This window comes from Spongiactinospora sp. 9N601 (assembly GCF_044326295.1).
Taxonomy (GTDB): domain Bacteria; phylum Actinomycetota; class Actinomycetes; order Streptosporangiales; family Streptosporangiaceae; genus Spongiactinospora; species Spongiactinospora gelatinilytica.
On sequence record NZ_JBIRBB010000007.1, the window covers coordinates 228,330 to 251,490 of the forward strand.

The 23,161-nt window shown below is 72.0% G+C and carries 21 protein-coding genes; 10 read left to right on the forward strand and 11 right to left on the reverse strand.

Annotated elements, in window-relative coordinates; all coding sequences use genetic code 11:
• Positions 1 to 80: 80 nt before the first annotated feature.
• From ACH34R_RS18460 to ACH34R_RS18480, 5 genes are read right to left on the reverse strand one after another with little or no spacing between them, the layout of a single operon-like run.
• Positions 81 to 1,043, reverse strand: a complete 963-nt coding sequence (locus tag ACH34R_RS18460; protein WP_397562657.1) for an LLM class flavin-dependent oxidoreductase — start codon at positions 1,041 to 1,043, stop codon at positions 81 to 83.
• A complete protein-coding gene (locus ACH34R_RS18465) occupies positions 1,040 to 2,284 on the reverse strand; it encodes a pyridoxal-phosphate dependent enzyme (protein ID WP_397562658.1) in 1,245 nt (414 codons plus the stop codon). The genes ACH34R_RS18460 and ACH34R_RS18465 overlap by 4 nt, the downstream gene beginning before the upstream one ends.
• Positions 2,281 to 3,465, reverse strand: a complete 1,185-nt coding sequence (locus ACH34R_RS18470; protein ID WP_397562659.1) for a M24 family metallopeptidase — start codon at positions 3,463 to 3,465, stop codon at positions 2,281 to 2,283. Before ACH34R_RS18470 ends, ACH34R_RS18465 begins: the two co-directional genes overlap by 4 nt.
• A complete protein-coding gene (locus ACH34R_RS18475) occupies positions 3,462 to 4,457 on the reverse strand; it encodes an LLM class flavin-dependent oxidoreductase (RefSeq protein WP_397562660.1) in 996 nt (331 codons plus the stop codon). Before ACH34R_RS18475 ends, ACH34R_RS18470 begins: the two co-directional genes overlap by 4 nt.
• Positions 4,454 to 5,776 (reverse strand): cytosine permease, encoded by a 1,323-nt coding sequence (locus ACH34R_RS18480; protein WP_397562662.1) that lies wholly within the window; start codon positions 5,774 to 5,776, stop codon positions 4,454 to 4,456. The genes ACH34R_RS18475 and ACH34R_RS18480 overlap by 4 nt, the downstream gene beginning before the upstream one ends.
• A gap of 98 nt (positions 5,777 to 5,874) precedes the next feature.
• Here ACH34R_RS18480 and ACH34R_RS18485 point away from each other — a divergent pair, with 98 nt between their 5' ends.
• Positions 5,875 to 7,080 (forward strand): PucR family transcriptional regulator, encoded by a 1,206-nt coding sequence (locus ACH34R_RS18485; protein WP_397562663.1) that lies wholly within the window; start codon positions 5,875 to 5,877, stop codon positions 7,078 to 7,080.
• Here ACH34R_RS18485 and ACH34R_RS18490 read toward each other — a convergent pair.
• Positions 7,067 to 7,864, reverse strand: a complete 798-nt coding sequence (locus ACH34R_RS18490; protein WP_397562665.1) for an SDR family NAD(P)-dependent oxidoreductase — start codon at positions 7,862 to 7,864, stop codon at positions 7,067 to 7,069. The two genes, ACH34R_RS18485 and ACH34R_RS18490, sit on opposite strands and share 14 nt — an antisense overlap.
• A 94-nt stretch (positions 7,865 to 7,958) precedes the next feature.
• Between ACH34R_RS18490 and ACH34R_RS18495 the strand changes: the two genes are divergently transcribed.
• Positions 7,959 to 8,582: a TetR/AcrR family transcriptional regulator gene (locus ACH34R_RS18495; protein WP_397562667.1), complete on the forward strand. Its 624-nt coding sequence runs from the start codon at positions 7,959 to 7,961 to the stop codon at positions 8,580 to 8,582.
• Here ACH34R_RS18495 and ACH34R_RS18500 read toward each other — a convergent pair.
• Positions 8,538 to 9,644: an alpha/beta fold hydrolase gene (locus tag ACH34R_RS18500; RefSeq protein ID WP_397562669.1), complete on the reverse strand. Its 1,107-nt coding sequence runs from the start codon at positions 9,642 to 9,644 to the stop codon at positions 8,538 to 8,540. The genes ACH34R_RS18495 and ACH34R_RS18500 overlap by 45 nt on opposite strands.
• Before the next feature lie 86 nt (positions 9,645 to 9,730).
• Here ACH34R_RS18500 and ACH34R_RS18505 point away from each other — a divergent pair, with 86 nt between their 5' ends.
• The 3 genes from ACH34R_RS18505 (at position 9,731) to ACH34R_RS18515 (ending at position 12,807) form a co-directional block, all read left to right on the forward strand.
• Positions 9,731 to 10,384, forward strand: a complete 654-nt coding sequence (locus ACH34R_RS18505) for a TetR/AcrR family transcriptional regulator (RefSeq protein ID WP_397562671.1) — start codon at positions 9,731 to 9,733, stop codon at positions 10,382 to 10,384.
• Between the two features lie 52 nt (positions 10,385 to 10,436).
• Positions 10,437 to 11,909, forward strand: a complete 1,473-nt coding sequence (locus ACH34R_RS18510; protein WP_397562672.1) for an amidohydrolase family protein — start codon at positions 10,437 to 10,439, stop codon at positions 11,907 to 11,909.
• A 91-nt stretch (positions 11,910 to 12,000) separates the two neighbouring features.
• Complete coding sequence (locus ACH34R_RS18515; protein ID WP_397562674.1) at positions 12,001 to 12,807, forward strand: excalibur calcium-binding domain-containing protein; 807 nt, start codon at positions 12,001 to 12,003, stop codon at positions 12,805 to 12,807.
• A 17-nt stretch (positions 12,808 to 12,824) separates the two neighbouring features.
• Here the strand turns inward: ACH34R_RS18515 and ACH34R_RS18520 are convergent, their stop codons facing one another.
• Complete coding sequence (locus ACH34R_RS18520) at positions 12,825 to 13,040, reverse strand: hypothetical protein (protein WP_397562675.1); 216 nt, start codon at positions 13,038 to 13,040, stop codon at positions 12,825 to 12,827.
• Positions 13,041 to 13,180: 140 nt separating this feature from the next.
• A complete protein-coding gene (locus tag ACH34R_RS18525) occupies positions 13,181 to 13,801 on the reverse strand; it encodes a hypothetical protein (RefSeq protein WP_397562677.1) in 621 nt (206 codons plus the stop codon).
• Between the two features lie 238 nt (positions 13,802 to 14,039).
• Between ACH34R_RS18525 and ACH34R_RS18530 the strand changes: the two genes are divergently transcribed.
• From ACH34R_RS18530 to ACH34R_RS18550, 5 genes are all read left to right on the forward strand, one after another.
• Positions 14,040 to 15,092, forward strand: a complete 1,053-nt coding sequence (locus ACH34R_RS18530; RefSeq protein ID WP_397562679.1) for a glucose 1-dehydrogenase — start codon at positions 14,040 to 14,042, stop codon at positions 15,090 to 15,092.
• Positions 15,093 to 15,221: 129 nt separating this feature from the next.
• Complete coding sequence (gndA, locus tag ACH34R_RS18535) at positions 15,222 to 16,646, forward strand: NADP-dependent phosphogluconate dehydrogenase (protein ID WP_397562681.1); 1,425 nt, start codon at positions 15,222 to 15,224, stop codon at positions 16,644 to 16,646.
• 806 nt (positions 16,647 to 17,452) lie between these two features.
• Positions 17,453 to 19,786, forward strand: coding sequence for an LCP family protein (locus ACH34R_RS18540; protein ID WP_397562682.1), 2,334 nt, complete (start codon positions 17,453 to 17,455; stop codon positions 19,784 to 19,786).
• 80 nt (positions 19,787 to 19,866) lie between these two features.
• Positions 19,867 to 21,195: an MFS transporter gene (locus tag ACH34R_RS18545; protein ID WP_397562683.1), complete on the forward strand. Its 1,329-nt coding sequence runs from the start codon at positions 19,867 to 19,869 to the stop codon at positions 21,193 to 21,195.
• 27 nt (positions 21,196 to 21,222) lie between these two features.
• On the forward strand, positions 21,223 to 21,477 hold the full coding sequence (locus tag ACH34R_RS18550; protein WP_397562684.1) for a hypothetical protein: 255 nt from the start codon (positions 21,223 to 21,225) through the stop codon (positions 21,475 to 21,477).
• On the opposite strand, the gene ACH34R_RS18555 is transcribed toward ACH34R_RS18550, so the two are convergent.
• On the reverse strand, positions 21,436 to 22,278 hold the full coding sequence (locus tag ACH34R_RS18555; protein ID WP_397562685.1) for a hypothetical protein: 843 nt from the start codon (positions 22,276 to 22,278) through the stop codon (positions 21,436 to 21,438). The genes ACH34R_RS18550 and ACH34R_RS18555 overlap by 42 nt on opposite strands.
• A 105-nt stretch (positions 22,279 to 22,383) precedes the next feature.
• The gene (locus ACH34R_RS18560) at positions 22,384 to 23,139 is read right to left on the reverse strand and encodes an SDR family NAD(P)-dependent oxidoreductase (RefSeq protein ID WP_397562686.1); all 756 of its coding nucleotides are present in this window, start codon (positions 23,137 to 23,139) and stop codon (positions 22,384 to 22,386) included.
• Positions 23,140 to 23,161 lie beyond the last annotated feature (22 nt).

The window sequence follows — 23,161 nt, forward strand, 5'->3', positions numbered from 1 at the left end:
CGGAACAGAACCGATCAGCCGCCTCCCCCGCGAAACGGCCGAACCCGGCGATCGTAACCGCAGGTCCCGGCCCTTTCAGCTCAGGCTCGCCGACCCAGCGCGACGGAGGCGGTACGCAACAGAGTCGTGGGATCGGTTTCCGGGGCGTCGCGAATGACGGCCACGTCGAGTCCGGCGTCGGCGAGTCCGCGCAGGTGGCGGGCCGCGTCGCCGAAGGTCCCCGCCGCGGTGAAGACGTCGAGCAGGGCGTCGTCCACCAGGTCGGTGCGGGGCGCGCCGGAGCGCCAGCCGGCCCGGAAGGCGGCGCAGCGCTCCGGGTCGAGCCCGGCGATCCGGGTGATCTCGTGGTCGCCGTGCACGCCCAGGTAGGTGGCGACCCCGGCGCGGGCGCGGTCGCGGGCGGCGGCCGGGTCGGCGTCGTCCACCGATAGCCCGACATATGCCGAAAGCTCCAGCTCGGCGCCGACGCGCTCGCGTACCGAGGCCACGTACGGCGCCGACGACAGGATCGACAGCAGCAGCCCGTCGGCCCGCTCCGCCGCCATGGCCAGCGCCCGCGGCCCCTTGACGCCGAGGACGATCGGCGGGCGGGTGCGCGGCGGGGTGAAGGCCAGCCCGGCCTCCACCCGGAAGTGCTCGCCGTGGTGGCGCACCGGCTCGCCGGTCATCAGCGCGCGGACCAGCTCCACCGACTCGGTCAGCCGCCCGATCGGCCGGTCGAACGGGATGCCGAGCTGGTCGCTCATCCAGCGCGGATTGCTCGCGCCGAGCCCGAGCACCGCCCGGCCCTCGCTCACCTCGTCCAGCGCGGCCAGCTCCATGGCGATCAGGGCGGGGTGCCGGGTCCAGGGGTTGATCACGCCGATCCCGATCCGCACCCGCCCGGTGACCGCCGCGATGGCCCCGGCCAGCGCGAACGCGCCGCGCTCGCAGTAGTCCTCGGTGATCCACACGGTGTCGCAACCGGCCTGCTCGGCGGCTCGCGCGACCCGTACGGCGTCGCCCGCCGTACGGTGACCGGAGATCGAGAACGCGAGCCTCACCCGAGTGCCCGGTCCATCGCGTCGGGGGTCGGTTCCACGACCTGTACCGGACGCAGCCCGGCGGCGGTGGCCCCGACGTCCTTGAGCCCGGTGGACGAGCCGATCAGCACCACGTCGGAGCCCGCCGGGACGCGCCCGGCCAGTTCCTCCAGCGCGGCGAACGTGGTGATCGAGGACGCCTCCAGGTACAGCCCGGCCTCCCGGCCGAACCGGCGCTGGGCATCCATGATGCGGTCGTTGTCCGGCACGCCGACGGTCAGCCCGTCGGTGGCGCGCAGCGCCGCGAGGCCCTGGTAGGTGCCGAACGGCGAAGCCGTCGAGAACGCCACCGACGGCGTGACCGGCACCGGCCCGGCCACGTCCGCGCCCTTGGCCAGCGCGTCGCCGTACGGGCCGAACGGCTCGGCGGCCACCAGCCGGGGCAGCCGGTCGGTCACCCCGAGGGCCACCAGGTCGGCGAACCCGCGCCAGATCCCGGCCAGCCCGTCGCCGTAGGACACCGGCACCACCACGTAGTCCGGCACCCGGCCGAGCTGCGCGGCGATCTCGTAGGCGATGGTCTTGTAGCCGTCCACGCCGTACCCGAGGGAGCCGGCCGGCGGGCTCGCGTGCCCGGACAGCGGCAGCCAGCCGCGTTCTTCGATCAGGCGGCGCATCAGCACCCACCGGTCGGTGTGGCGTTCCAGCGCCACCACCCCGGCCCCGTAGACCTGCATGAGCGTCTTCATCGTGTCCGGCACGGAGGCGACGGTCAGCACCACGCAACGCAGTCCGGCGCGGGCCGCGTAGGCGGCCACGGCCGCCCCGTGGTTGCCGGTGCTGGCCACCACCACCGCGGGCGCGCCCAGCTCGGCGGCCTTGGTCACCGCGACCGCGGCCAGCCGGTCCTTGTAGGACCAGGTCGGATTGCGGGTCTCGTCCTTCAGGTGGACGGACGCCAGGCCCAGCCGCTCGGCGGTCCGGGGGAGAGCGACGAGGGGAGTGCCGCCCTCCCCCAGACTCACCGCGGGGGTTTCCTGGGAAAGCGGAAGGAGCGCCCGGTACCGGAACAGCCCCGGCTGGCCGTCATCGACGGGCAGCGCCCCGATGGCCGGGAGCTCGTAGTCGGGCAGCACGTTGGCCGGTACGCCGTCGCGCTCGCACGCCGGGCAGCCACGGCCCATCAGCGCGACGCTCGGGTCGGGGTAGGCGGTGCCGCAGCGCAGGCATGTCAGCCGGCCCAGGTAACGGACGTCGCTCATGCCGCCACCACCGGAAGCGCGCGCGGGGAGCGGGTGAACCGCTCGACCCCGCCCGAGGTGACGACCAGGGCGTCTTCCACCATCATGCCGCCCCACCCCAGCTCATAGTACGGCGTCTCGAAACAGAACGTCATGCCGGTGACCAGCGGCGTCGCGGCCCCGGGGGCGATGATCGGCGGCTCGTACACCGCGGTGCCGATGCCGTGGCCGCAGTGCTGGCGGCGGTAGGGATCGACGCCGCCCCGGCGCACCGCGCGCATGGCCACCTCGAAGACCTCCTCGGCGGGCACTCCGGGACGGGCCAGGGCGAGCTGTTCATCCAGTCCGGCCAGGATCGCGGCGTAGCGGCGGGCCTGCCGTTCGCCGGGCTCGCCGAGTACGGCGGTGCGCCCGATGTCCGACCAGTAGCCCTGGTAGACGCATCCGACGTCGAACCGGGCCAGCTCGCCCGGCCGCCAGCGCCGCCCGGTCGGTTGCGCGTCGGCCAGCGCGGTACGCGGGCCGGTGGTCGCCACCAGGAACCGCGGCTCGGCCCCGCCCGCGACCATGGTGGCCGCGACGACCGCCGCGAGTTCGCGTTCGGTGACGCCGGGCCCGGCGGCGGCCAGCGCCGCAGCCACGGCGGACTCGGCCAGCCGGGCGGCGTACCGCAGCAGTTCGACCTCGCCGGGCAGCTTCACCCCGCGCACCTCGGCGATCCAGGCGGTCGCGTCCACGGCCGGGACGTCGAGCAGGCCCTCCTCCGGAGCCTCCACCGCGTACTTCAGCCGGGGCCCCACCGCGCCCACGGCGGTGGCGAGCGCCGCGGCGAGCCCCGGGTGCCGGTCGGCGGCCAGCGCCAGGGGGGAACCCGCCGCCGACTCGAAGTAGAACCGGCCGTAGGGGATCAGCCTGTCCTCCGGGACTCCGAGGTCGGCGGCGGGAGCGGTGTCGGCGGCCGGGCAGACCAGCCACAGGTCGTCGCCGGTGACCACGGCGGCCATCCGGTGCGCGCGGAACAGCGGCGTGGCCACGGCCCGGTAGCCGGTGGCGTAGAACACGCTCTCCGCGCTGGTCAGCACCACCGCGTCGAACGGGGCCGCGGCCAGCGCGGCGCGCAGCCGGGCCAGCCGCTCGGCGGCGAGCCGGCGTTCGTCGATGTCCGGGATCTCCAGGGGGGAGTCGATCAGAGCCTCCTTCACATGATCACCTCACTGAACTCCGTCATGGCGTCCAGCGTCTCTTCCACCGTGTTGGCCGCGAACAGCAGCCCGGCCAGCGTGTTCACCCCGGCCGCGCGATACTCCTCGATCCGCTCGGCCACGCTCTGCGGCGTGCCGATCAGGTTGCGCGCGGCGAGGTCGGCCACGCCCTGGTCCTTCAGCGTCGTCTTGGACAGCGACACCATGTGCGTGTGGAGCTGCGAGGCCCGGAACTTCCGCCACGCCTCCTCCTGGGTGGGCGCGACGCACACCGCGACCTGGAGGGCCACCTCGAAGCCGGCGGGCAGCGGGCCGCGTCCGGCCGCCTCGGCCTGGGCCCGGATCTCGGCGAGCCCCTTGGCGGCCTCCTGCGGGGTCAGGCAGGCGGGCAGCCAGCCGTCGGCGTACAGGGCGGCGCGGGTCTTGGAGCCGGGCGCGTTGCCGCCGGACAGGATCGGCAGCCGGGCGACCGGCTTGGGGTAGGACTCGACGTCCTCGAAGTTCACCCAGCGGCCCCGGAAGCTGGCCCGGCGTTCGGTGAACAGCGCGGTCAGCGCCCGCAGGGCCTCGGCCGCGTGCTGGCCCCGGTTGATCGGCACGCCGGGGTTCATCGCGGTGAACTCCTCCCGGTACGCGCCGATCCCGACGCCGAGCACCGCCCGGCCGCCGGACAGCCGGTCCAGGGTGGCGGCCTGTTTGGCGGCCACCACCGGGTTGCGGAACGGCAGCACCATGATCGCGGTGGCCAGCCTGATCCGCCGGGTGAGCGCGGCGACGTAGCTGAGGTAGGCGAACGGGTCGTAGTAACGCGGCGGTTCGGTGAACTCCGCGCGGACGTACGCCTGGGTGGTGACGTGGTCGTTGCCCCACACGGAGTCGAAGCCGAGCCGTTCGGCCTCGACGGCCAGCCGTACGGCCTGCTCGGCGTCGGCGTACGGGACCGGGTACATCAGCCCCTCGGTGCCGGTCGGCACCCCGAGCCCGAATCTCATGACTTCCCTCTCTGAACGGCGGGCGCCGCCTGGCCGCGCGTGGCGGCCTGCACCGCCAGGCCGAGTACGGCATAGCAGACGAACCCGTACACCAGCCCCTCGATCGCGTCCGCCAGCAGCACGTTCGTGAACTTGGACAGCACCGCCGCGATCAGCCACGCCGCCAGCGCCTCCACCCGGATGGCGGGCGCGGAGGCCAGCAGCTCGCGGCCCGTGCCGCGGCGGGCCAGCACCCAGAAGTGCGCGATCATCACGCCCGCGAACGGCGGCGCCACCAGCGCGATGACGTTGAGGAACGTCAGGAACGAGTCGGCCAGCCCGGCGAACGCCACGGCCACCGCGATCACGATGGCCACCACGTTCCACACCGGCTTGCGGATCGGCAGGCGCAGGGAGTTGGACGCGTTGGTGAAGGCCAGCGAGGCGGAGTAGAGGTTGTTGTCGGCGGTGTTCCACAGCGCCAGCACCAGCATCACCGCGGCCGGGGCGAGCAGCCCGAGACCCTGCATGACCAGCACGAAGTTGCTGTTGCCGACCTTCATCGCGGACACGGTGGCGATCGTCTCGAACACCCCCGCGCCGACCACGAACCCGCAGAAGCTGGAGATCAGCACGTCCCGCGGCCGGGTGGCGTAGCGGGAGACGTCGCCGATCAGGGCCGCGCCGGTGACCCAGGTGGCGATGACCGCGCCCACGGCGGTGGCGAACCCGATCGGCACCGCCGGGACGTACGCGAACACGTCGCCGAACCCGCCGTCGCCACCGCCGATCTTGACCAGCGCGACCAGCGCGATGGCGATCTCGATCGGCACCGCGATGGCGGAGAACCTGGCCAGGCCCTTGATGCCGAAGATCGACGTGGAGGTGATGGCGACCGCGAACAGCAGCACGAATGCCCACGAGGGGACCGCCGGGATCAGCTTGTTGACCGCGCCGCCCCAGGTGTCCATCAGCACGCCGATGAAGCCCATCGCGATGACCCCGAGCAGCAGCGAGACCAGCACCGCGCCGTGCCGTCCGAAGACCGCGCGGGCGGCCAGGTAGCTGGACAGGCCGGTGCGGTACCCGACCAGCCCGACCAGGGCCGAGACGGCCACCAGGACGAGGTTGCCGACCACGATCGCGGCCATTCCCTCGCCGAAACTCGTACCTCCGCCGACGACGCCGCCCACCAGGAAGCTGCTGACGCTGATGTTCCAGCCGATCTGCACGATGATCATCTGGGTCAGCGACTTGCGCCGTTCCCGCGGAACGGGTTCCAGGGCGTGGTCGTCGAGGTCGGTGGCGAGCCGGTGGCGGCCCGCCGCCTCTTCGCTCATGGGCGGTCCTTTCGCTGGGGGCCTGTGATAATCCATAGTCAGATAGTGCCTGGCGACCCCACTACGTGGACCGACGTGAATCTGGTAAGGGGGCGTTTGTGGATCTGACACAACGGGCCCAGGTGCTCCACCAGCAGGCCGACGAGATCGCCGCGACGCTCGTGTCCGCCGTGTGGGGCCATCTGCCCGGCTACGACGACGCCCGGATGGACGTCGAGGACCTGTCGAACGTGGTCGCGCTCAACGTCCGGGCGCTGCTCACCGCCGTGGCCGCGCGCCGCCTGCCGCGCGGCGAGGAGCTGGCCCCGGCGGCGGCCCTCGGCCAGCGCCGGGCCATCCAGGGCGTGCCGGTGGAGGGCGTGGTCGCCTCCTGGCACGCGGCCGAACGTGAGCTGCTGGAACGCTTCGCGGCGGCCGGCCCGCCGCTCGACACCGTGGGCCTGATCGACCTGTCGCACCGGCTGGCCTCGGCCACCGACACGCTGGCCGAGGCGTCCATCGACGCCTACCGGACCACCCGCACCGAGTCGGCGGGCCACCTGGACCAGATCGCCACCGACCTGGTCTCCCGGCTGGCCGGCGGCGAACCGCTGGACCCCGCCGACGTCGAGGAACGCGCCCGCCTGGTCGGGGTGCCCGCCCAGGTGCCGCACCGGGCGGCGGCGATCGGGCTGCCCCCGAACGCCGGGGCGCTGGCCCTCACCCGCGCCCAGCGGATCATCCTGGACGCGGTGACGCCCCGGCTGCGCAGCCGGCTGCTGGTCGGGGCCCGGGGCTCCACGCTGCTGCTGGTACTGGCCGACTCGCCGGGCATCGCCGACGCGTTCGCCCGCGCGGCCACCCGCCCGGGGGTGCCGGAGGGCCTGGTCATCGGCCTGGGCGAGCCGCGTCCCCGGCTGGGCGAGGCGGGCGGGTCGTGCCGGGAGGCGGTGTCGGCGCTGGAGGCGGGCCTGCGGATGCGGGCCGACCGGGTGGTCGTGCCGTTCGAGCGGGTGGTGCCCGAGGTGCTGCTGCTCGGCAACCCGCTGGACGCCCGGCTGCTGGCCGACACCATCCTGCGTCCGCTGCGGCCCAGCCCGGCGCTGATCGAGACGCTGCGGGTGTTCCTGACGGCCGGGCTGTCCACGCGGGTCACCGCGCAGCGGCTGTCCATCCACGAGAACACCGTCAGCTACCGCATTCGCCGCATTCTCACCCTGCTCGGCGCGGGTTCGGCCGCCGACCTGGTGCGCCCGGACATCCTGCTCGCGCTGCGCGCCGAGGAGTTGCTGCCGTACGACGCTCCGCGCGTCACACCCGGCTGAGCAGGTCGTCGGTCAGCGCACGCAGCCGTTCGGCGGCGGCGGGGTCGAAGGCGGGGCCGTCCATGGCGATCCGCTCGCCCTGCGCGTAGGCGCCGATCTTGTCGGCGGGCGGGTCGGTGAGCAGCGCCAGGATCGGCAGGACGGCCTCGTCCACCGGCCGGGCGCTCTCGCGCATCCGCTCGATCGCGGCCGTGGTCTCGGCGTCGTACTCCCCGGAGAAGCTGGTCGCCACGCCGCCCGGGTTGACCAGCGCGTATCGGGTACGGCCCGGCCGGGTGCCGTGGGCGACGCCGAGCAGGTCGTTGAGCCTGCTGCCCTGCAAGATCGCGGTCATCAGGGCGTAGCCGCCGCGGAGCTGGAGATCGTCCCAGTGGATCTCGCCCGCGTCCACCCCCGGCGCGCACACGTTGATCACGACGGGCCGTGCGGCCCGCTCCAGCGGTACGGCGAGGGCGTCGGCGAGCACGCGGCGGCTCAGGTAGTACAGCGCGAACGTGTTCTCCAGCCCTTCGGCCGTCTCCAGCCGGGCACTGCGCCCGTGCTGCGCGCACAGCACCAGGCCGTCGATCACCGGGAACCGCTCGGCGATCTCGGCGGCCACCCGCCGGGTCTCGCCGACCAGGCTGAGATCGGCCCGCAGGAACACCGCGTCGCCCGCGCCGAGCAGGCTCTCCCCGCGTTCGGCGTTGCGGCCCACGACCACCACGGTGTCGCCCGCGCGCAGCCTGGCCAGGGCCACGGCCCGCGCGATGCCGTCGGTGCCGGTCACGACGTAGGTGCTCATTCGCACTCCTCGTTAAGTCATCGAACGCTGACATCGGCGAACGTACGGGATCGGCCGCTACCATGTCAACGGCCGATGACCGAAGGGACGGCCAATGGGGGAAGGGCGCAGACGCGACCGGGGGGCCACGCGGGCCGCGCTGCTGGGCGCGGCGCGGGTCCGCTTCGCCCGCGAGGGGTACGAGGCGGCGAGCGTCAGGGACATCGCCCGCGACGCCGGGGTGGACGCCACCCTGATCTTCCGCTACTTCGGCTCCAAACAGGGCCTGTTCGACGAGGTCGCCAAGGCGGGCGGCCAGGAGGGCGCGGCCCTGCTCGACGGCCCCGCGAGCGCCCTGCCCGACCTGCTGCTGCGCTCGGTGGTGTCCCAGGAATGGCACCAGACCGGCGGCGAGCACCCGTTCGTGGCGATGCTGCGTTCCTCCGCCCACGAGCCCGCGCACCGGCGGATGCAGGAGCAGATCTGCGGCGGCTTCATGAAAAGCCTGGAAGAACTGGTCGAGGGCCCCGACCCCGCGCTGCGCGCGGAGCTGCTCGGGGCCCTCGTCCTCGGCATCAGCGTGGCCCGGTCGGTGGTCCGCTCCCCCGCCCTCGCCGACGCCTCCTACGACCAGATCGAGCCGTACTACCGGCGGCTCGCCGAAGCCCTCCTGGGCCCCGGGGATCGCGAGCGGTCAGCGCAGACCGGCGAAGAAGGCGCGGACGTCGCCGGCCAGTAGCGCAGGGACCTGGTGGGCGGCGTAGTGGCCGCCCTGGTCGTAGGTGTTCCAGGCGGCGATGCGCGCGTGGTCGCGCTCGGCGAACCTGCGGATCGACTTGAAGTCGTCGCCGAACCGCGCGAGGCCGATCGGCACGGTCGTCGGCCCGGTGGGCGGCGTGGCCTTGGCGTCCTCGTAATAGAAGCGCATCGAGGACGCCGTGGTGCCGCACAGCCAGTGCATCGCGATGTTGGCCAGCGCGAAGTCCAGGTCCACGTCCTCGCCGAGGAGCTGGCCGAACCAGCCCGCCACGCCCGCCGGGGAGTCGGCCATGGCGTGCGCGAGGGTCTGCGGCTGCTGCGCCTGAAGCTGGTTGAAGGCCCCCATGTTCTCCCAGAACCACTGAAGGTGCGCGATGGCCGCCTGCTCGTCCTCGGTCAGGTCGGCCAGCTCGGCGGGGTCGCCGGAGGGGAAGGAGAAGATCTGCGTGACGTGGACGCCCGCCACCCGGTCCGGGGCGATCCGGCCCAGCTCCGGGGACACGAACGAGCCGCCGTCGTTGCCGACCGCGCCGTACCGCTCGTAGCCGAGCCTGGCCATCAGCTCCGCCCAGGCGGCGGCGACGCGGTAGCGGTTCCAGCCGCGCTCGGTGGTCGGGCCGGACGGGCCGAAGCCCGGGATGGACGGGATGACCAGGTGGAACGCCGTGGCCGGGTCGCCGCCGTGCGCCCGGGGGTCGGTGAGCGGGCCGATCACGTCCAGGTACTCCACGATCGTGCCGGGCCAGCCGTGCGTCAGGACCAGCGGGAAGGCGTCCGGCTCGGGCGAGCGTACGTGCAGGAAGTGGACGTCGTGACCGTCGATCTCGGTGGTGAACTGCGGGTGGGCGTTGATCCGGGCCTCCAGCGCCCGCCAGTCGAACCCGTCGCGCCACCGCTCGACCAGCGCGCGGACGCGGCTCACCGGCACGCCGTAGTCGCCGCCGGCGCCGGGAAGCTCCTCGGCGAAGCGGGTGCGGTCCAGCCGCGCCTGGAGGTCGTCGAGGTCGGCCTGCGGGATGTCGAGACGGAACGGCTTGATCACAGGAACTCCCTGGGCTTCTGGAACGGAACGTTCTGCTCTTAGTCTAGCAGAACGGAATGATTCGTTCTACTGCTACCCTGGGATGTATGAACGTACCCATGAGCGGGCGCCGGGCGCAGGCGGCGCGCAACGACGAGGTGATCCTCCAATCCGCCCGGGCCGTCTTCGTCGCCGACCCGAGCGCCCCCATCGCGGCGGTCGCCGAGCACGCCGGAGTGGGCATCAGTGCCCTCTACCGGCGATACCCCTCAAAGGAGGAGCTGCTTCGCAGGCTCTGCCTGGACGGGCTGAAGCGCTACAACGCCGAGGCCGAGGCCGCGCTCGCCGCGCTCACCGGCGGCGGCGACCCGTGGACCGCGTTCGAGGGGTTCCTTCGCGGGCTGACCGACGCCGACACCCACTCCCTGACCCAGAACCTGGCCGGCACGTTCACGCCCACCGACGACCACATGCGCGAGAGCGCCCGCGCCGAGGAGCTGAACACGGCGCTGTTCGACGCGGTCAAAGAGGCCGGGGTGATCCGCCCGGACATCGAGCTGAACGACCTGACCATGCTGCTCGAACAGCAGACCGCGATCAAGATCGGTTCGCCCGAGCGGATCTCCGAGCTGCGGCACCGCTACCTCACGCTCACGCTCGACGCGCTGCGCGCCGGCCCCGCCCGGGCCACGCCGCTGCCGGGCAGCGCGCCCACCGCGCGGGAGCTGGGCGAGCGCTGGATCCCCCGGCACAAGTCGTAGCCCTCGTGGGTCTTACCCTGGACCTCGGAACGGCCCCGGATATGATCGGCCGGTGGCCGAGACGCACGATCTGGTGCTCCGTGGCGGGCGAGTCCTCGATCCGGAGACGAATTTCGACGCCGTGGCCGACGTCGGCGTGACGGGAGACGTCATCACCGGCGTCTCCACGACGCCCCTGCACGGCCGGCGCACGCTCGACGTACCCGGCCTCGCCGTTGCGCCCGGCTGGATCGACATGCACAGCCACGCCCAGACGCTGGCCGGGCACCGGCTCCAGGCCCTCGACGGCGTCACCACCGCCCTTGAGCTGGAGGCCGGCGCCACCCCGGTGGCCGAGGCGTACAACGAGGCCACCGCCGAGGGCCGCCCGCTCAACTTCGGCTTCGCCGCCTCCTGGACCCAGGCCAGGATGGCGGTCATCGGCGGCATGCCGCCCGGCGGCGGCATCGGCTCGACGCTCGGCCGCATCGGCGACCCGCGCTGGCAGGCCCCCGCCACCGGCCGCGCGCTTGAGGAGATCCTGGCACTGCTCGGCGGCGAGCTGGCCAACGGCGCGCTCGGCGTCGGCATCCTGATGGGCTACGCGCCCGGCGTGGCCCACGAGGAGTACGCGGCGGTGGCCGGGCTGGCCGCGGCGGCGGGCGTACCGACCTACACGCACAGCCGTGACCTGGTCGAACGCGTGCCCGACATCCTCATCGACGGGGCCGAGGAGCTGACCAGGGTGGCCGCCGAGACCGGCGCGCACATGCACTACTGCCACGTCAACAGCACCTCCACCCGGCAGATCGACCGGGTGCTCGGCCTGGTGGAGAAGGTCCGCGCGGAGGGCGCGCGGGTGTCCACCGAGGCGTACCCGTACGGCGCGGGCATGACCGGGATCGGCGCGTCGTTCCTGGCCCCCGAGCGGCTGGCCGAATGGGGCATGACGCCCGCTTCCATCGTCTACACGCCGACCGGGGAACGCGTGGCCGACGCCGCCCGGCTGGCCAGGCTGCGCGCCGACGATCCCGGCGGGCTGGCCATCATCCACACCCTGGACGAACGGCTGCCCGCCGACCGGATCTTCCTGGACCGGGCGCTGCTCGCCGGAAGCACCGTGATCGGTTCCGACGCGATGCCGCTGACCTGGACCTCCGGCGTCCCCGACCCCTACGCCTGGCCGCTGCCCAAGGACGCGGTGACCCACCCGCGTACGGCGGGCACGTTCTCCAAGGTGCTGCGCCACTACGTACGCGAGACCGGGGCGCTCTCGCTGCTGGAGGCGGTCTCCCGGGCCAGCACGCTGCCCGCTCAGGTGCTCGGCGAGTCGGTGCCCGCGCTGCGCCGCAAGGGGCGCGTCCAGGCCGGCTGTGACGCCGACCTGGTGGTCTTCGACCCGGCCACGGTCACCGACCGGTCCACCTACGAGGACAGCACGCGGCCCTCGGCCGGTTACGCGCATGTGTTCGTCGCGGGCGAGGCCGTGGTGAGCGACGGCGAACTCGTGCTGTCGGCGCTGCCCGGACGTCCGATCCGCCGGTGAGATCGGCGATCCGGTAGACGAACGTTTAGACTCCGGTTAGCGAACTTTAGAACGGTTGGCGAAGCTTCAGAAGACGACGCGGGAGGTCGCGGTGAGTCATCCGCCTCCCGGGAGCTATCCGTGGATCCCGGCGCAGCCGCCGCCGGAGCCGCCGCGCCGCGAGATGCCCAGGCACCTGGCCATCGCCCTGGTGGTCATCGGGGTCATCCTGGCCGTGCTGTCGGTCGCGGGGGCGCTGGCCATCGTTTACACGGGCGGCATCACGCAGACGACTCCCACGCCGGTGGCCACGGCGGAGTCCGATGTGGGGGAGGAGTTCGTGCCGTCCGATCCGGGGGTGTCCGATCCGTCGCAGCCTGCGGTGGGACAGGTCGCGGTGCCCGATCTTTCCGGGATGGACGGGGCCACGGCGCGAGCCACGGTGACGCGGTTGGGGTTCACGTCCGTCACGGCGCGGGGCACGGACGGGAAAGAGGTCGCCCAGGAGAGTCAGTGGCGGGTGGTCGCGCAGTCACCGGCCGCGGGGCAGCAGGCCACCACGGACACGGCGATCGTGCTGATCCTCGCCGGCAACGAACAGCAACCGCCCGCGCAAGAACAGCAGCAGCAGCGGCCTTCCGGGCAGAACCCTTCCCAGAACCAGCAGCCTGTGAATCCGCAGCCGTTGGGTCAGGGGCCTTCGGATCAGCGGTCTTCGGATCAGCGGCCTTCGGACCAGCGGCCTTCGGACCAGCAGCCGCAGTCCGCGCCGGTCGGGTTGCGTACCGAGTCCCACCCCCGATACGCCTCCTGCGAGGAGGCCAACGCCCACGGATACGGCAACTACCGCAAGGGCGAGCACCCGGAGTACAAGTGGTATGTTGATCGCGATGGCGACGGCGTGGTCTGCGCGTTCTGACGCCGGGGTTCGGTCCTTCAGTCCTTCGGGCGCACGAACAGCTCCAGATGCGAGCAGCGGGTGCAGCGGAACGCATCGATGATCCAGCGCGGCTTGCCCATCCGCCGCGCCCCGCCGAAAAGCCCGCGTTCCAGCGGACCGGCGATCCACCGCCCGTATCCCTGGGACGCCTCCCCGCTGTCCTCGATGAAGCCGGGCTCCAGATCGGCGCCATCGCACTGGGTGCATCGCATGCGCTTTACTCTGACAGGTTCCGGCGTCTCCGACGAGAGGGACGATTCTGACCTGCCCGGGGCAGGCGGGATCACGACCCGGCGGGCGGCGCGGAGTGGCGCGCCCGTCACATGCATGATGGCGGCCCGCCCGGGCAGGGTCAGGAACGCCCTTCACGGGGCGGCAGGTGGGTGTCGAGCCAGTCGAGTTCGGCGAGCAGGCGGTCGGGTGGACCGGCGAGGGAGGGATCGCCAAGGGTGAAGTCGAGGACATCTCGGGTGGCCTGGTAGCGGGTGGCCGCGAGGAGCCGGGTGCGGACCACTGGGTCGTATGCCGCGCCGGCCTCGATCACGGTGGTACGGGCCAGGTCGGCGAGGTGGGCGGCGAGGGTGTACGCGCGGCGGAAGTCGCGCCGCCGTACCGGGGAGCACAGCCAGCGCACCGAACCGGCCACGGCGCCCGGACCACGCCTGCTCACCAGGCCCCGCAGGACGCCTGCCAGCGCGCCGGGCAGCGCCGCCTCCCCGGCCCGCCGGTGGCACTCGCTCTCCAGCGCGGCCAGCCGGTCGACCCGGGCGCGCAGGCGGACCAGCAGCAGCCGCGCGAACATCTCGGTGAGCTCCTGGTGGCGGCTGATCAGGCGGGGCTCCCAGGTGGTGCCGCGTTCGACGGTCGGCACGTCAGGCCGACCGCCGACGACCATCTCATGGGCGCTGACGGTACAGGCGTAGGTCAAGGCGAGAGAGACGTCGCGAGCGCGTTTCTTCGGCTGAACCTTCATGATCGTACATGTGGGTGAATGCTGCGTACAAGGACGATATTCATGGCCCTCCTGAGGGATATGCTGCGCGGATGGCCGTCATGGCGGGGTAGCCGGGTACCTCAAGTATCTCAGGTGTTGGACGACTGTGCAGGCGACACCCCTCTCAAAGCACCGCAAACGCCCGCGGCACACCGTCGGCCTAAGGGCCGGTCGCCGGGGTAAATGCGCAGGTACACGGCCTGAAAAGGGGAACGGTATGCGCGCCATAACGGTAAAAACCAGCCAGCCCGGGTCACTCCGGGTCGAAGAGGTTCCCGACCCGGTGCCGCACGAGGGCGACCTGCTGGTGCGCGGGCTCGCGCTGGGCATCTGCGGCACCGACCGGGAGATCGTCAACGGCGAGTACGGCTGGCCGCCGGAGGGCGCGGACCGGCTCATCCTCGGTCACGAATCCCTCGGCCAGGTCATCCAGGCCCCCGAGGGCTCCGATTTCGCCGAGGGCGACCTCGTGGTGGGCGTGGTCCGCCGCCCCGACCCGGTGCCGTGCCCCGCCTGTGCGCGCGGTGAGTTCGACATGTGCCGTAACGGGCGTTACGTGGAGCGCGGGATCAAGCAGATCCACGGCTTCGGCAGCGAGTTGTGGACCGTGGAGGCCGACTACGCGGTCAAGCTGGACCCGGCGCTGGCGCGGGTCGGGGTGCTCATGGAGCCCGCCACCGTCCTCGCCAAGGCGTGGGACCAGATCGAGCGGATCGGCGCGCGGGCCTGGTACGGGCCCAGATGCGTACTGGTCACCGGGGCCGGGCCGATCGGCCTGCTGGCCGCCATGATGGGCCGGCAGCGCGGGCTCGAAGTGCATGTGCTCGACCTGGCCGAGAAGGGGATCAAGCCCGCGCTCACCGCCGAACTGGACGCGACCTACCACACTGGGACGATCGCGGACGCGGTCGGCGAGGCCAAGCCGGACATCATCATCGAGGCCACCGGCGTGGGGCGGCTGGTCTTCGACGCGATGGCGAACACGGCGGCGGCCGGGATCGTCTGCCTGACGGGCGTGTCCGCCACCGGCCGCCCGCTCCAGGTGGACGCCGGGTCGATCAACCGGGACATCGTGCTGGAGAACGACGTGGTGTTCGGCTCGGTCAACGCCAACCTGCACCACTACCGGCTCGCCGCCGAATCGCTCGCCAAGGCCGACCACGGCTGGCTGGAGCGGATGATCACCCGCCGGATTCCGCTGGAGCAGGCCCAGGAGGCGATGGCCCCCGGGCCCGGCGACGTCAAGGTGGTAATCGATCTGACCGCGTGAGTTCGGGGGTGGCGCTGCGCCGTGCCGGTCCTGGATGCAGGATTGGTCGAGTAAAGCCAGTGATCGGGCGAATAGATCGAGTAGTCGGTCGAGTGACACGGCGACAGAGCGAAACGGCAAGGAGCCGATATGGCGGACAAGGCAGTCATCGGAGTGACCGGCCTCGCGGTCATGGGCCGCAACCTGGCCCGTAACCTCGCCAGGCACGGGCACGTGGTGGCGCTGCACAACCGGACCGTGGCCCGGACGAAGGCGCTGGTCGAGGAGTTCGGGCACGAGGGCGAGTTCGTGCCCGCCGAGACGGCGGAGGAGTTCGTCGCCTCCCTGGAACGCCCGCGCAGGCTGGTCATCATGGTCAAGGCGGGCGCGCCGACCGACGCGGTGATCGAGGAGTTCGCCCCGCTGCTCGAACCGGGCGACATGATCGTGGACGGCGGCAACGCGCACTTCGCCGACACCCGCAGGCGCGAGGCGGCACTGCGTGAGCGCGGCCTGCACTTCGTCGGGGCGGGCATCTCCGGCGGCGAAGAGGGCGCGCTGAACGGCCCGAGCATCATGCCCGGCGGTTCCGCCGAGTCCTACCAGGCGCTCGGGCCGCTGCTGGAGAGCATCGCCGCCACGGTGGACGGCACACCGTGCTGCGTCCATGTGGGCCCGGACGGCGCGGGCCATTTCGTGAAGATGGTCCACAACGGCATCGAGTACGCCGACATGCAGCTCATCGCGGAGGCGTACGACCTGCTCAGGCAGGGGGCCGGGCTGGCGCCGGCGGAGATCGCCGAAGTCTTCAGGTCGTGGAACTCAGGGCGGCTCGACTCCTACCTGATCGAGATCACTGCGGAAGTGCTCGCGCACACCGACGCGAGGACCGGCAAGCCGTTCGTGGACGTCATCCTCGACCAGGCCGAGCAGAAGGGCACCGGCCGCTGGACCGTACAGACCGCGCTCGACCTGGGCGTACCGGTCAGCGGCATCGCCGAGGCGGTCTTCGCACGGTCGGTGTCGGGGCACGCCGAGCTGCGGCAGGCGGGCCACGGGCTGCCGGGACCGCGCGCCGTACCGGGGGACGTGTCACCGGACGACGTGGAGAAGGCGCTGTACGCGTCCAAGATCATCGCTTATGCGCAGGGGTTCAACCAGATCCAGGCGGCCGGCGCGGAGTACGGCTGGGAGATCGACCCCGGCGCGATGGCGACGATCTGGCGGGGCGGCTGCATCATCCGCGCCAAGTTCCTCGACCGCATCCGGGGCGCCTACGAGTCCGACCCCGAGCGCCCGACGCTCCTGACCGACGACCACTTCACCCACGCCCTCGGCGACGCCCAGGACGCCTGGCGCGGCGTGGTCGCCACCTCGGCCCGCCTCGGTATCCCGGCCCCAGGCTTCGCCTCAGCCCTCGCCTACTACGACGCCCTCCGCGCCGACCGCCTCCCGGCCGCCCTCACCCAGGCCCAACGCGACTTCTTCGGCGCCCACACCTACCGCCGGGTGGACACCGAAGGCTCCTTCCACACCCGCTGGGAGTCCGGCCGCACCGAAGAACCCACCAATTGATTCACGTGAAACATCCCGCGCCCCCTTCGACCTAGCCCAGCCCACCCGGCCGGGTCGGGGCGGGGCGGACGGGTCGGGTCGCGGAGCCCGGTCGGCTCTCCTACGGACCGGTCGGGTCGGGCGAATGGTACGCCTCGCCCGCCCCGACCAGTCCGCGTAGAAGGGCTCGCCCAGGTCGCGGACATCCGGGCGGGCCGCCCAGATCGGAATCGACCGCATCGGGCGACTCGCACCGGCACATGGATCGCGGGCACAAGCCAGGTCGGATCGCCTGTTGGCCCGGGACGCACGCCAGAGGCGGGCGACCCAGTGCGCTCTCCGGCACCGCCCCCATGGATCGCGGGCAGGTAGGTCGGACGACTTCCACCGCCCGGAGGGACAGTGAGACCGGCGGCCCGAAGGGCTCGCCAACATCCAATAGAAGCCCGCATCAAGCGGGGGCAGACGACTCGCACGCCCCGGACGGAAGGCGGGACCGGGCGGACCGAAGAGCTCGCCCGCATCGGAGGGGACCGGACGGACCGGGCGGACCGAAGAGCTCGCCCGCATCGGAGGGGACCGGACGGACCGGGCGGACCGAAGAGCTCGCCCGCATCGGGTGGGCCGAGGCGGGTTATGTGGATCGGACGGCAGGGGGATGACCGGGCTTCTCCGGCTGACCTGCCGTTATTCAAACGATCTACGCTCGCGCGATCTTTACCCGGCGTATGCCAACGTCAGCGGAGAAAACAGCGGTTCTGTGATGGGCTTTCTCCTCTGAGGTCGGATGCGAAGGGCGGCGGCTGATCGCGAGGGGGCGGCGGCTTATGCGGAACGGGCGCGTCGGCAGGCACAGTGCCGCGAGTAAGGGGTTCGGTGCGGGCAAGGGGTTCGCGCTCACCGCCGGGTCCGCCGTCCTCTGGGGGCTGGCGCATCTCGTGGCCTGGCGTGGGCGTACCGGGCTGGGGCTGATGGCCGCACAGGCGGCGGTGGTGATCGCGGCCGTCGTACTGGTCACCGGACACCGGGCCCGGCTGCTCACGCTGGCCGTGCAGCCCGGCTGGCTGACCGGCCTGGCCGCCGCGCTGGTCGCCGTGGCGCTGGCCTGGGTGTCGGTGATCGTGTGCTCGTGGCGGCTGGTACGGCCCGCCGACGAACCGGCCGGGCCGCTGATGACCGCCATGGTCGGCCTGCTGTGCCTGGTCGTGGCGACGCCCACCCTGTTGCTGGCCCGGCTCGCGTACGTGTCCAGCGACCTGGTGACCAGCGTGTTCGCCCCGGGCGAGCGCAGCGGCCCGGACGCGTGGGCCGGTCGCCGCCGGCTGAACATCCTGCTGCTCGGCGCGGACTCCGCCACCGGCCGGTACGGAGTGCGCACCGACAGCGTCACGCTCGCGACCATCGACACCGTGACCGGCCGTAGCGTGCTGTTCGGCCTGCCCCGCAACCTGCAACGCGTCCCCATGCCGCCCGGCCCGGCCAGGGCCCGCTTCCCGTGGGGCTTCAGCGGCACACCCCCGCACACCCCCGGGCTGCTCAACGAGATCTACCAGTACGCCGAGGAACACCCCGAGATCGTCCCCGGCGCGCCGCACGGCCGGTACGGCGCCACCCTGCTCAAGGAGACGGTGAGCGGCGTGCTCGGCCTGCCCGTGGACCATTACGTGATCATCGATATGCGGGGGTTCGCGCAGCTCATCGATGCGATCGGCGGCGTGACCGTCACGGTCAAGGACCCGATCGTGTACGGCAGGCGGAACGAAGGGCACATCCCGGCGGGCACCCGCCGCCTGTCCGGCGAGGCGGCGTTGTGGTTCGGCCGCTCGCGTACCGACAGCAGCGACTATGTGCGCATGTCACGGCAGAAGTGCCTGCTCAACGCGGTCGTCCGGCAGGCCGACCCGGCCACGCTGCTGCGCAGTTTCGACGGGCTGGCCCATGCCGCGAAGCGGGCGGTGGCGACCGACATCCCGCAGTCGCTGCTGCCCGCGCTGATCGATCTGTCGGCGAAGGTCAAGGACGCGCCGATGAGCAGCGTGCAGTTCGTTCCGCCGTTGATCGACACGGCCTATCCCGACTACGCCCTGATCCGCCGCAAGGTCGCCCAGTCGGTGGCCGCCCTCGACCGCCCACCGGTCACCCCCACTCACTCACCGTCCGGGCGATCCGCCCCACCGCTCGAACCCGGCGCCCCCGCCCAGCCGTCGCTGGAAGCAAGCGACCCACCATGGCCATCACCTGAGCCCCGCGTCCCCTCAGCCGGGTTGGACCGCACCTCAAGCGGCCTACTCCGCCCCTGGCCGATGGAAGCGGCTGCCCCACCGTGGCCATCGCCCGAGCACCAGCCCCCTACAGCGGACCGGGTCCGCATCTCAAACGGCCTACTCCAATCCTGGCCGATGGAAGCGGCTGCCCCGCCGGCACCGGGGCCCCGCGCCCCTTCGGCGGGGCTGGGTCGCATCTCAAGCGGCCTACTCCAGCCTTGGCCGATGGAAGCAGGTGACCCGCCGGCACCTGGGCCCCGCGCCCCCTCGGCCGGGTTGGGCCGCGCGTCGAGCGGCCTACTCCGGACCTGGACCGGGCCGGGGGATCCTGTCCCGCCGCCATACGGGCCGGATGATCCGGACCGTCCCGCGCTAGGGCCCGGCGAACCGACCGCCGCCCCTGGGCGGGGACGGCCGAAGGTCACCCGCCCGCCGTACGGGCCGGGCGAGCCGACGACCGGCCCAGGCCGTACGCCGAGGGACCGCGACCGGGCGCAGGCCGGGCCACCGCGTGGACCGGGCGATCCCACCGCCGAACCGGGCCGCGCGCCGAAAGATCGGACCGGATCAGGCGATCCCAGCCGGCCATCGGCCAAGCGGACCTGGTCTCCGGTCGAACCGAGCAGCCCCGCCCACCCGCCGCGCGAAGAAACCGATCGCGACGACCGTGCCCGGCCATCGGTCGGTCCCACCACCCCATCGCCGCATCCGAACCGCCAGAACCGCCAGAACCGCCAGAACCGTCCGAGAGGTGGGATGCAAACCCCCACAGCGAGCCCGGACACGCCCTCGGAAAAGGCAAACGATTCGTACTCCCGGCCGCACCCGGTGTACCCCGCCGACCCCGACCCCGGCCCCGGCCCGAATACGGACTCCCTTGACATCGCCTGTCAATGAACCCTTGCCGCCCCTTCCATGATCATATACGATCTTGTATAAATTGATTACCGGCAGTCCCTGAACTGCAAGGAGTCGAGATGCCCCCCACCAAAATCACTCTCGACCGAGAACACCGCCGTGTCGTACTCGCCGCAATGGTCGGCACGACGATCGAGTGGTACGACTTCTTCATCTACGCGATCAGCGCCGGACTCGTCTTCGCCACCCAATTCTTCGGCGGCGCCGGAAAAAACGCCCTTCTCGTATCCTTCGCGACGATCGGCATCAGCTTCTTCTTCCGCCCGCTCGGCGCCGTCATCGCCGGTCACCTGGGCGACCGGATCGGCCGCCGGGCCATGCTCATCTTCACGCTGCTCCTGATGGGCGTCTCCACGGCGCTGATGGGCCTGGTGCCCTCGTCCGACGCGATCGGCGTCGGCGCGCCCATCCTGCTGGTCCTGCTGCGCATCATGCAGGGACTCTCCGCGGGCGGTGAGTGGGGCGGCGCGGCACTCCTCGCGGTCGAGCACGCCCCCGCCGACCGGCGCGGCCTGTACGGCGCGTTCCCGCAGATCGGGGTGCCCATCGGACTCCTGCTCGCGAACGGCGTCCTGGCCGCCACCGCCGCGATCACCGGCCCGGACCGGTTCCTCGCCTGGGGCTGGCGCATCCCCTTCCTGCTCAGCGTCGTGCTGATCGTGTTCGGTATGTACATCAGGACCCGGGTGGCGGAAAGCCCGGTGTTCGAGGAGGTCAAGAAGACCCGGACACAGTCCAACGTCCCGCTCGTCCCGCTGTTCAAGCATCATTGGGCCCTGGTCATCGTCGGTGCACTGCTGTTCGCCGCCAACAACGCCGTCGGCTACATGACCACCGGCGGGTACATCCAGTCGTACGCGGTCAAGACCCTGCACCTCGACCGCACGACCGTGCTGGCCGCCGTGATGATCTCCGCGGTGGGCTGGCTGGTGAGCACCCTGCTCGGCGGGTGGCTCGCCGACCGGTACGGCCGGCTGCCCGTCTACCGGATCGGCTTCGTCGTCCAGTTGGCCTGGATGTTCCCGTTCTTCGCGCTGATCAACACGGCGAACCTCGCCCTGGTGATCGTCGCCCTCATCCTGTTCACCGTCGGCCTCGGCCTGACCTACGGCCCCCAGCCCGCGCTGTACGCCGAGATGTACCCCACCCGCGTCCGCTACAGCGGGGCCGCCATCTCGTACGCCATCGGCGCGATCCTCGGCGGCGCCTTCGCCCCCACCATCGCCGAGGCCCTCCAGACCCGCACCGGCACCGTCTACGCCGTCGCCGTCTACCTCGCCACCGTCACCTTGATCGGCCTCATCGCCACATTCCTGGTCAAAGACCACCCCGGCACCCCACTCACCGAACCCCTCACCCCCAAACCCCTGGCCGAAGACCGCCCCTGAAGCAACACTCTTCTGTACGGTTTGGGGGTGGAGCTGCTGCATGGGGCCACCGAGGTGAGCATCAGCGAGGCCGACCTGCGCGATCTGGCTCTGGTGCTCGCCCGTTCGGTCACCGATACCGGAGGGCGGGTCTCGCTGGATGCCGTGCTCACCGCGTTCGGGCTCGCGCGGGAGTCGCCGGCCACGCCCCCAGGCGGTCGATCTGTGGGCCGACCACCGCTCGAAACGAGATCCGCTTCCTTAGGTGAGCGCTTCGTGGCCGGTGGGGCGGAGGGCGCGTAGGGCGGTGTCGGGCTGGTCGGCGAAGAAGCGGATCACTCTGGCCTCGGCCTGGGCGCCCAGGGGGCGGGTCACGGTGATGGGTTCGGCGAGTTCGACGGTCATGTTGGTCTGGGACGACACGGCCACGCCGAGCCTTCCGTCGGCCAGGCCGATCATGCCCTTCTCGTTGAGGTTGCGGGACGACCGGACCGAGGTGATCAGTTCCCTGGGGATGCGCAGATCGAAGTACACGCCGTAGCGGATGCGCAGCTCGGTGGGGGTGATCACGTGCGGGCGGGTGACGCAGGCGGCGGCGAACATCAGCCCGTACAGGATGCCGTAGATGTCCAGCACCAGCACCGCGATCCGCAGTCCGGTCGGCACGTCGAGCGCGGACAGCAGTACGTCCAGCGCGACCGTCTCGATGACCAGCGCGAACAGCATGATCAGCGTCATCGTGGCCTGCTCTCGGGAGTATGACACGGCGACGCCGCCCGGGGGCACGCCGTGCCGGCGGCGGGCGAGCCAGATGCCCAGGCCGGCCACGCCCCGCAGTTCGATCATCAGCAACCGGCGGACCTGCACGGGCACCAGCGTGGCGAAGGTCGCGGCGAGCGCGGCCCGACGTACCGTGCCACGCCGCCGTTCGGCCCGGTAGAGGCGGACGACGGTCGTGACCTCCAGAACCAGCGCCAGTACGACGGCCACCTCGGCCGCCACCAGCAGCGGCGCCGGCAGGCGCACCCCGGCGACGAGCAGGATGAACAGCAGCAGTTCCCCCGGAATCACCAGGAACATCACGGCACGCGCGGCTTTGATCATCGGACCCTCTCCTGCTCCTGCGACTCGCCTGACCTCGTGTCGATGCTCATTAGAAACGTTGACGTCGCGTCAAGGTCAAGTCGCGCCCGTGCCGGTGTCCGGGTCTTATCGGGTGAGGTGCCGGCCGCCCGCCACGGCGATGATCTCCCCGTTGGCGTGGCCGTTCGCGTCGGAGCCAAGGTAGGCGGTGAGGTCGGCCACGTCCTGCGGGGTGCAGATGCGGCCGGTGGGGGTCTTCTCGGACTCGGCGTCCACCAGCTTCTGGCCGAAGCCGGGATGGGTCAGCGCGCGCTCGGTGAGCGTGAATCCGGGGCGTACGACGTTGGTCAAAATTCCGTGCCGGGCCTCGCGCAGCGCGAACACCCGGGCGGCGGCCTCGATCGCGGACTTGCCCGCCGGATAACCGGCGAACGCCGGTACCGGCTGGTCCACCACGTCCGACGAGATCAGCACGACGCGCCCCCAGCCCCGGGAGCGCATCCCCGGGAACACTGCCTCGGCCAGCCGTACCGTGCCCGCGACGTTCACGGTGAGCGCACGGACCAGCGAGTCCCAGGTCTCCTGCCGATCCGGCCAGGCCACCGCGTTGCCGACCAGGACGTCGATGCCGCCGAGCCCGGCCTCGACGGTGGCCACGGCCTCGGCCATCGAGCCAGGGTCGCCCTGGTCGACGCGTACGCCGAGTGCGGTGCCGCCCGCCTCGCCGATCGCGCCGACGACCTGGTCGGCCCGGTCCGGCCGGGAGTGCCAGCCGACGGCGACCTTGGCCCCCTCGGCGGCGAAGGCGGTCGCGACGGCCGCGCCGATGTCACCGGAACCGCCGGTGACCAGTACCACACGATCCCGCAGACGAAGGTCCATCGGTCCCTCCACAGAGATAGAT

Bases quoted from the DNA above. Each gene is read 5' to 3' on its own strand.
- ACH34R_RS18465 (WP_397562658.1), bottom strand. From the start codon at position 2,284: ATGAGCGACGTCCGTTACCTGGGCCGGCTGACATGCCTGCGCTGCGGC.
- ACH34R_RS18475 (WP_397562660.1), bottom strand. From the start codon at position 4,457: ATGAGATTCGGGCTCGGGGTGCCGACCGGCACCGAGGGGCTGATGTAC.
- ACH34R_RS18480 (WP_397562662.1), bottom strand. From the start codon at position 5,776: ATGAGCGAAGAGGCGGCGGGCCGCCACCGGCTCGCCACCGACCTCGAC.
- ACH34R_RS18490 (WP_397562665.1), bottom strand. From the start codon at position 7,864: ATGAGCACCTACGTCGTGACCGGCACCGACGGCATCGCGCGGGCCGTG.
- ACH34R_RS18495 (WP_397562667.1), top strand. From the start codon at position 7,959: ATGGGGGAAGGGCGCAGACGCGACCGGGGGGCCACGCGGGCCGCGCTG.
- ACH34R_RS18505 (WP_397562671.1), top strand. From the start codon at position 9,731: ATGAACGTACCCATGAGCGGGCGCCGGGCGCAGGCGGCGCGCAACGAC.
- ACH34R_RS18520 (WP_397562675.1), bottom strand. From the start codon at position 13,040: ATGCGATGCACCCAGTGCGATGGCGCCGATCTGGAGCCCGGCTTCATC.
- ACH34R_RS18525 (WP_397562677.1), bottom strand. From the start codon at position 13,801: ATGAAGGTTCAGCCGAAGAAACGCGCTCGCGACGTCTCTCTCGCCTTG.
- ACH34R_RS18530 (WP_397562679.1), top strand. From the start codon at position 14,040: ATGCGCGCCATAACGGTAAAAACCAGCCAGCCCGGGTCACTCCGGGTC.
- gndA (WP_397562681.1), top strand. From the start codon at position 15,222: ATGGCGGACAAGGCAGTCATCGGAGTGACCGGCCTCGCGGTCATGGGC.
- ACH34R_RS18540 (WP_397562682.1), top strand. From the start codon at position 17,453: ATGCGGAACGGGCGCGTCGGCAGGCACAGTGCCGCGAGTAAGGGGTTC.
- ACH34R_RS18545 (WP_397562683.1), top strand. From the start codon at position 19,867: ATGCCCCCCACCAAAATCACTCTCGACCGAGAACACCGCCGTGTCGTA.
- ACH34R_RS18555 (WP_397562685.1), bottom strand. From the start codon at position 22,278: ATGATCAAAGCCGCGCGTGCCGTGATGTTCCTGGTGATTCCGGGGGAA.
- ACH34R_RS18560 (WP_397562686.1), bottom strand. From the start codon at position 23,139: ATGGACCTTCGTCTGCGGGATCGTGTGGTACTGGTCACCGGCGGTTCC.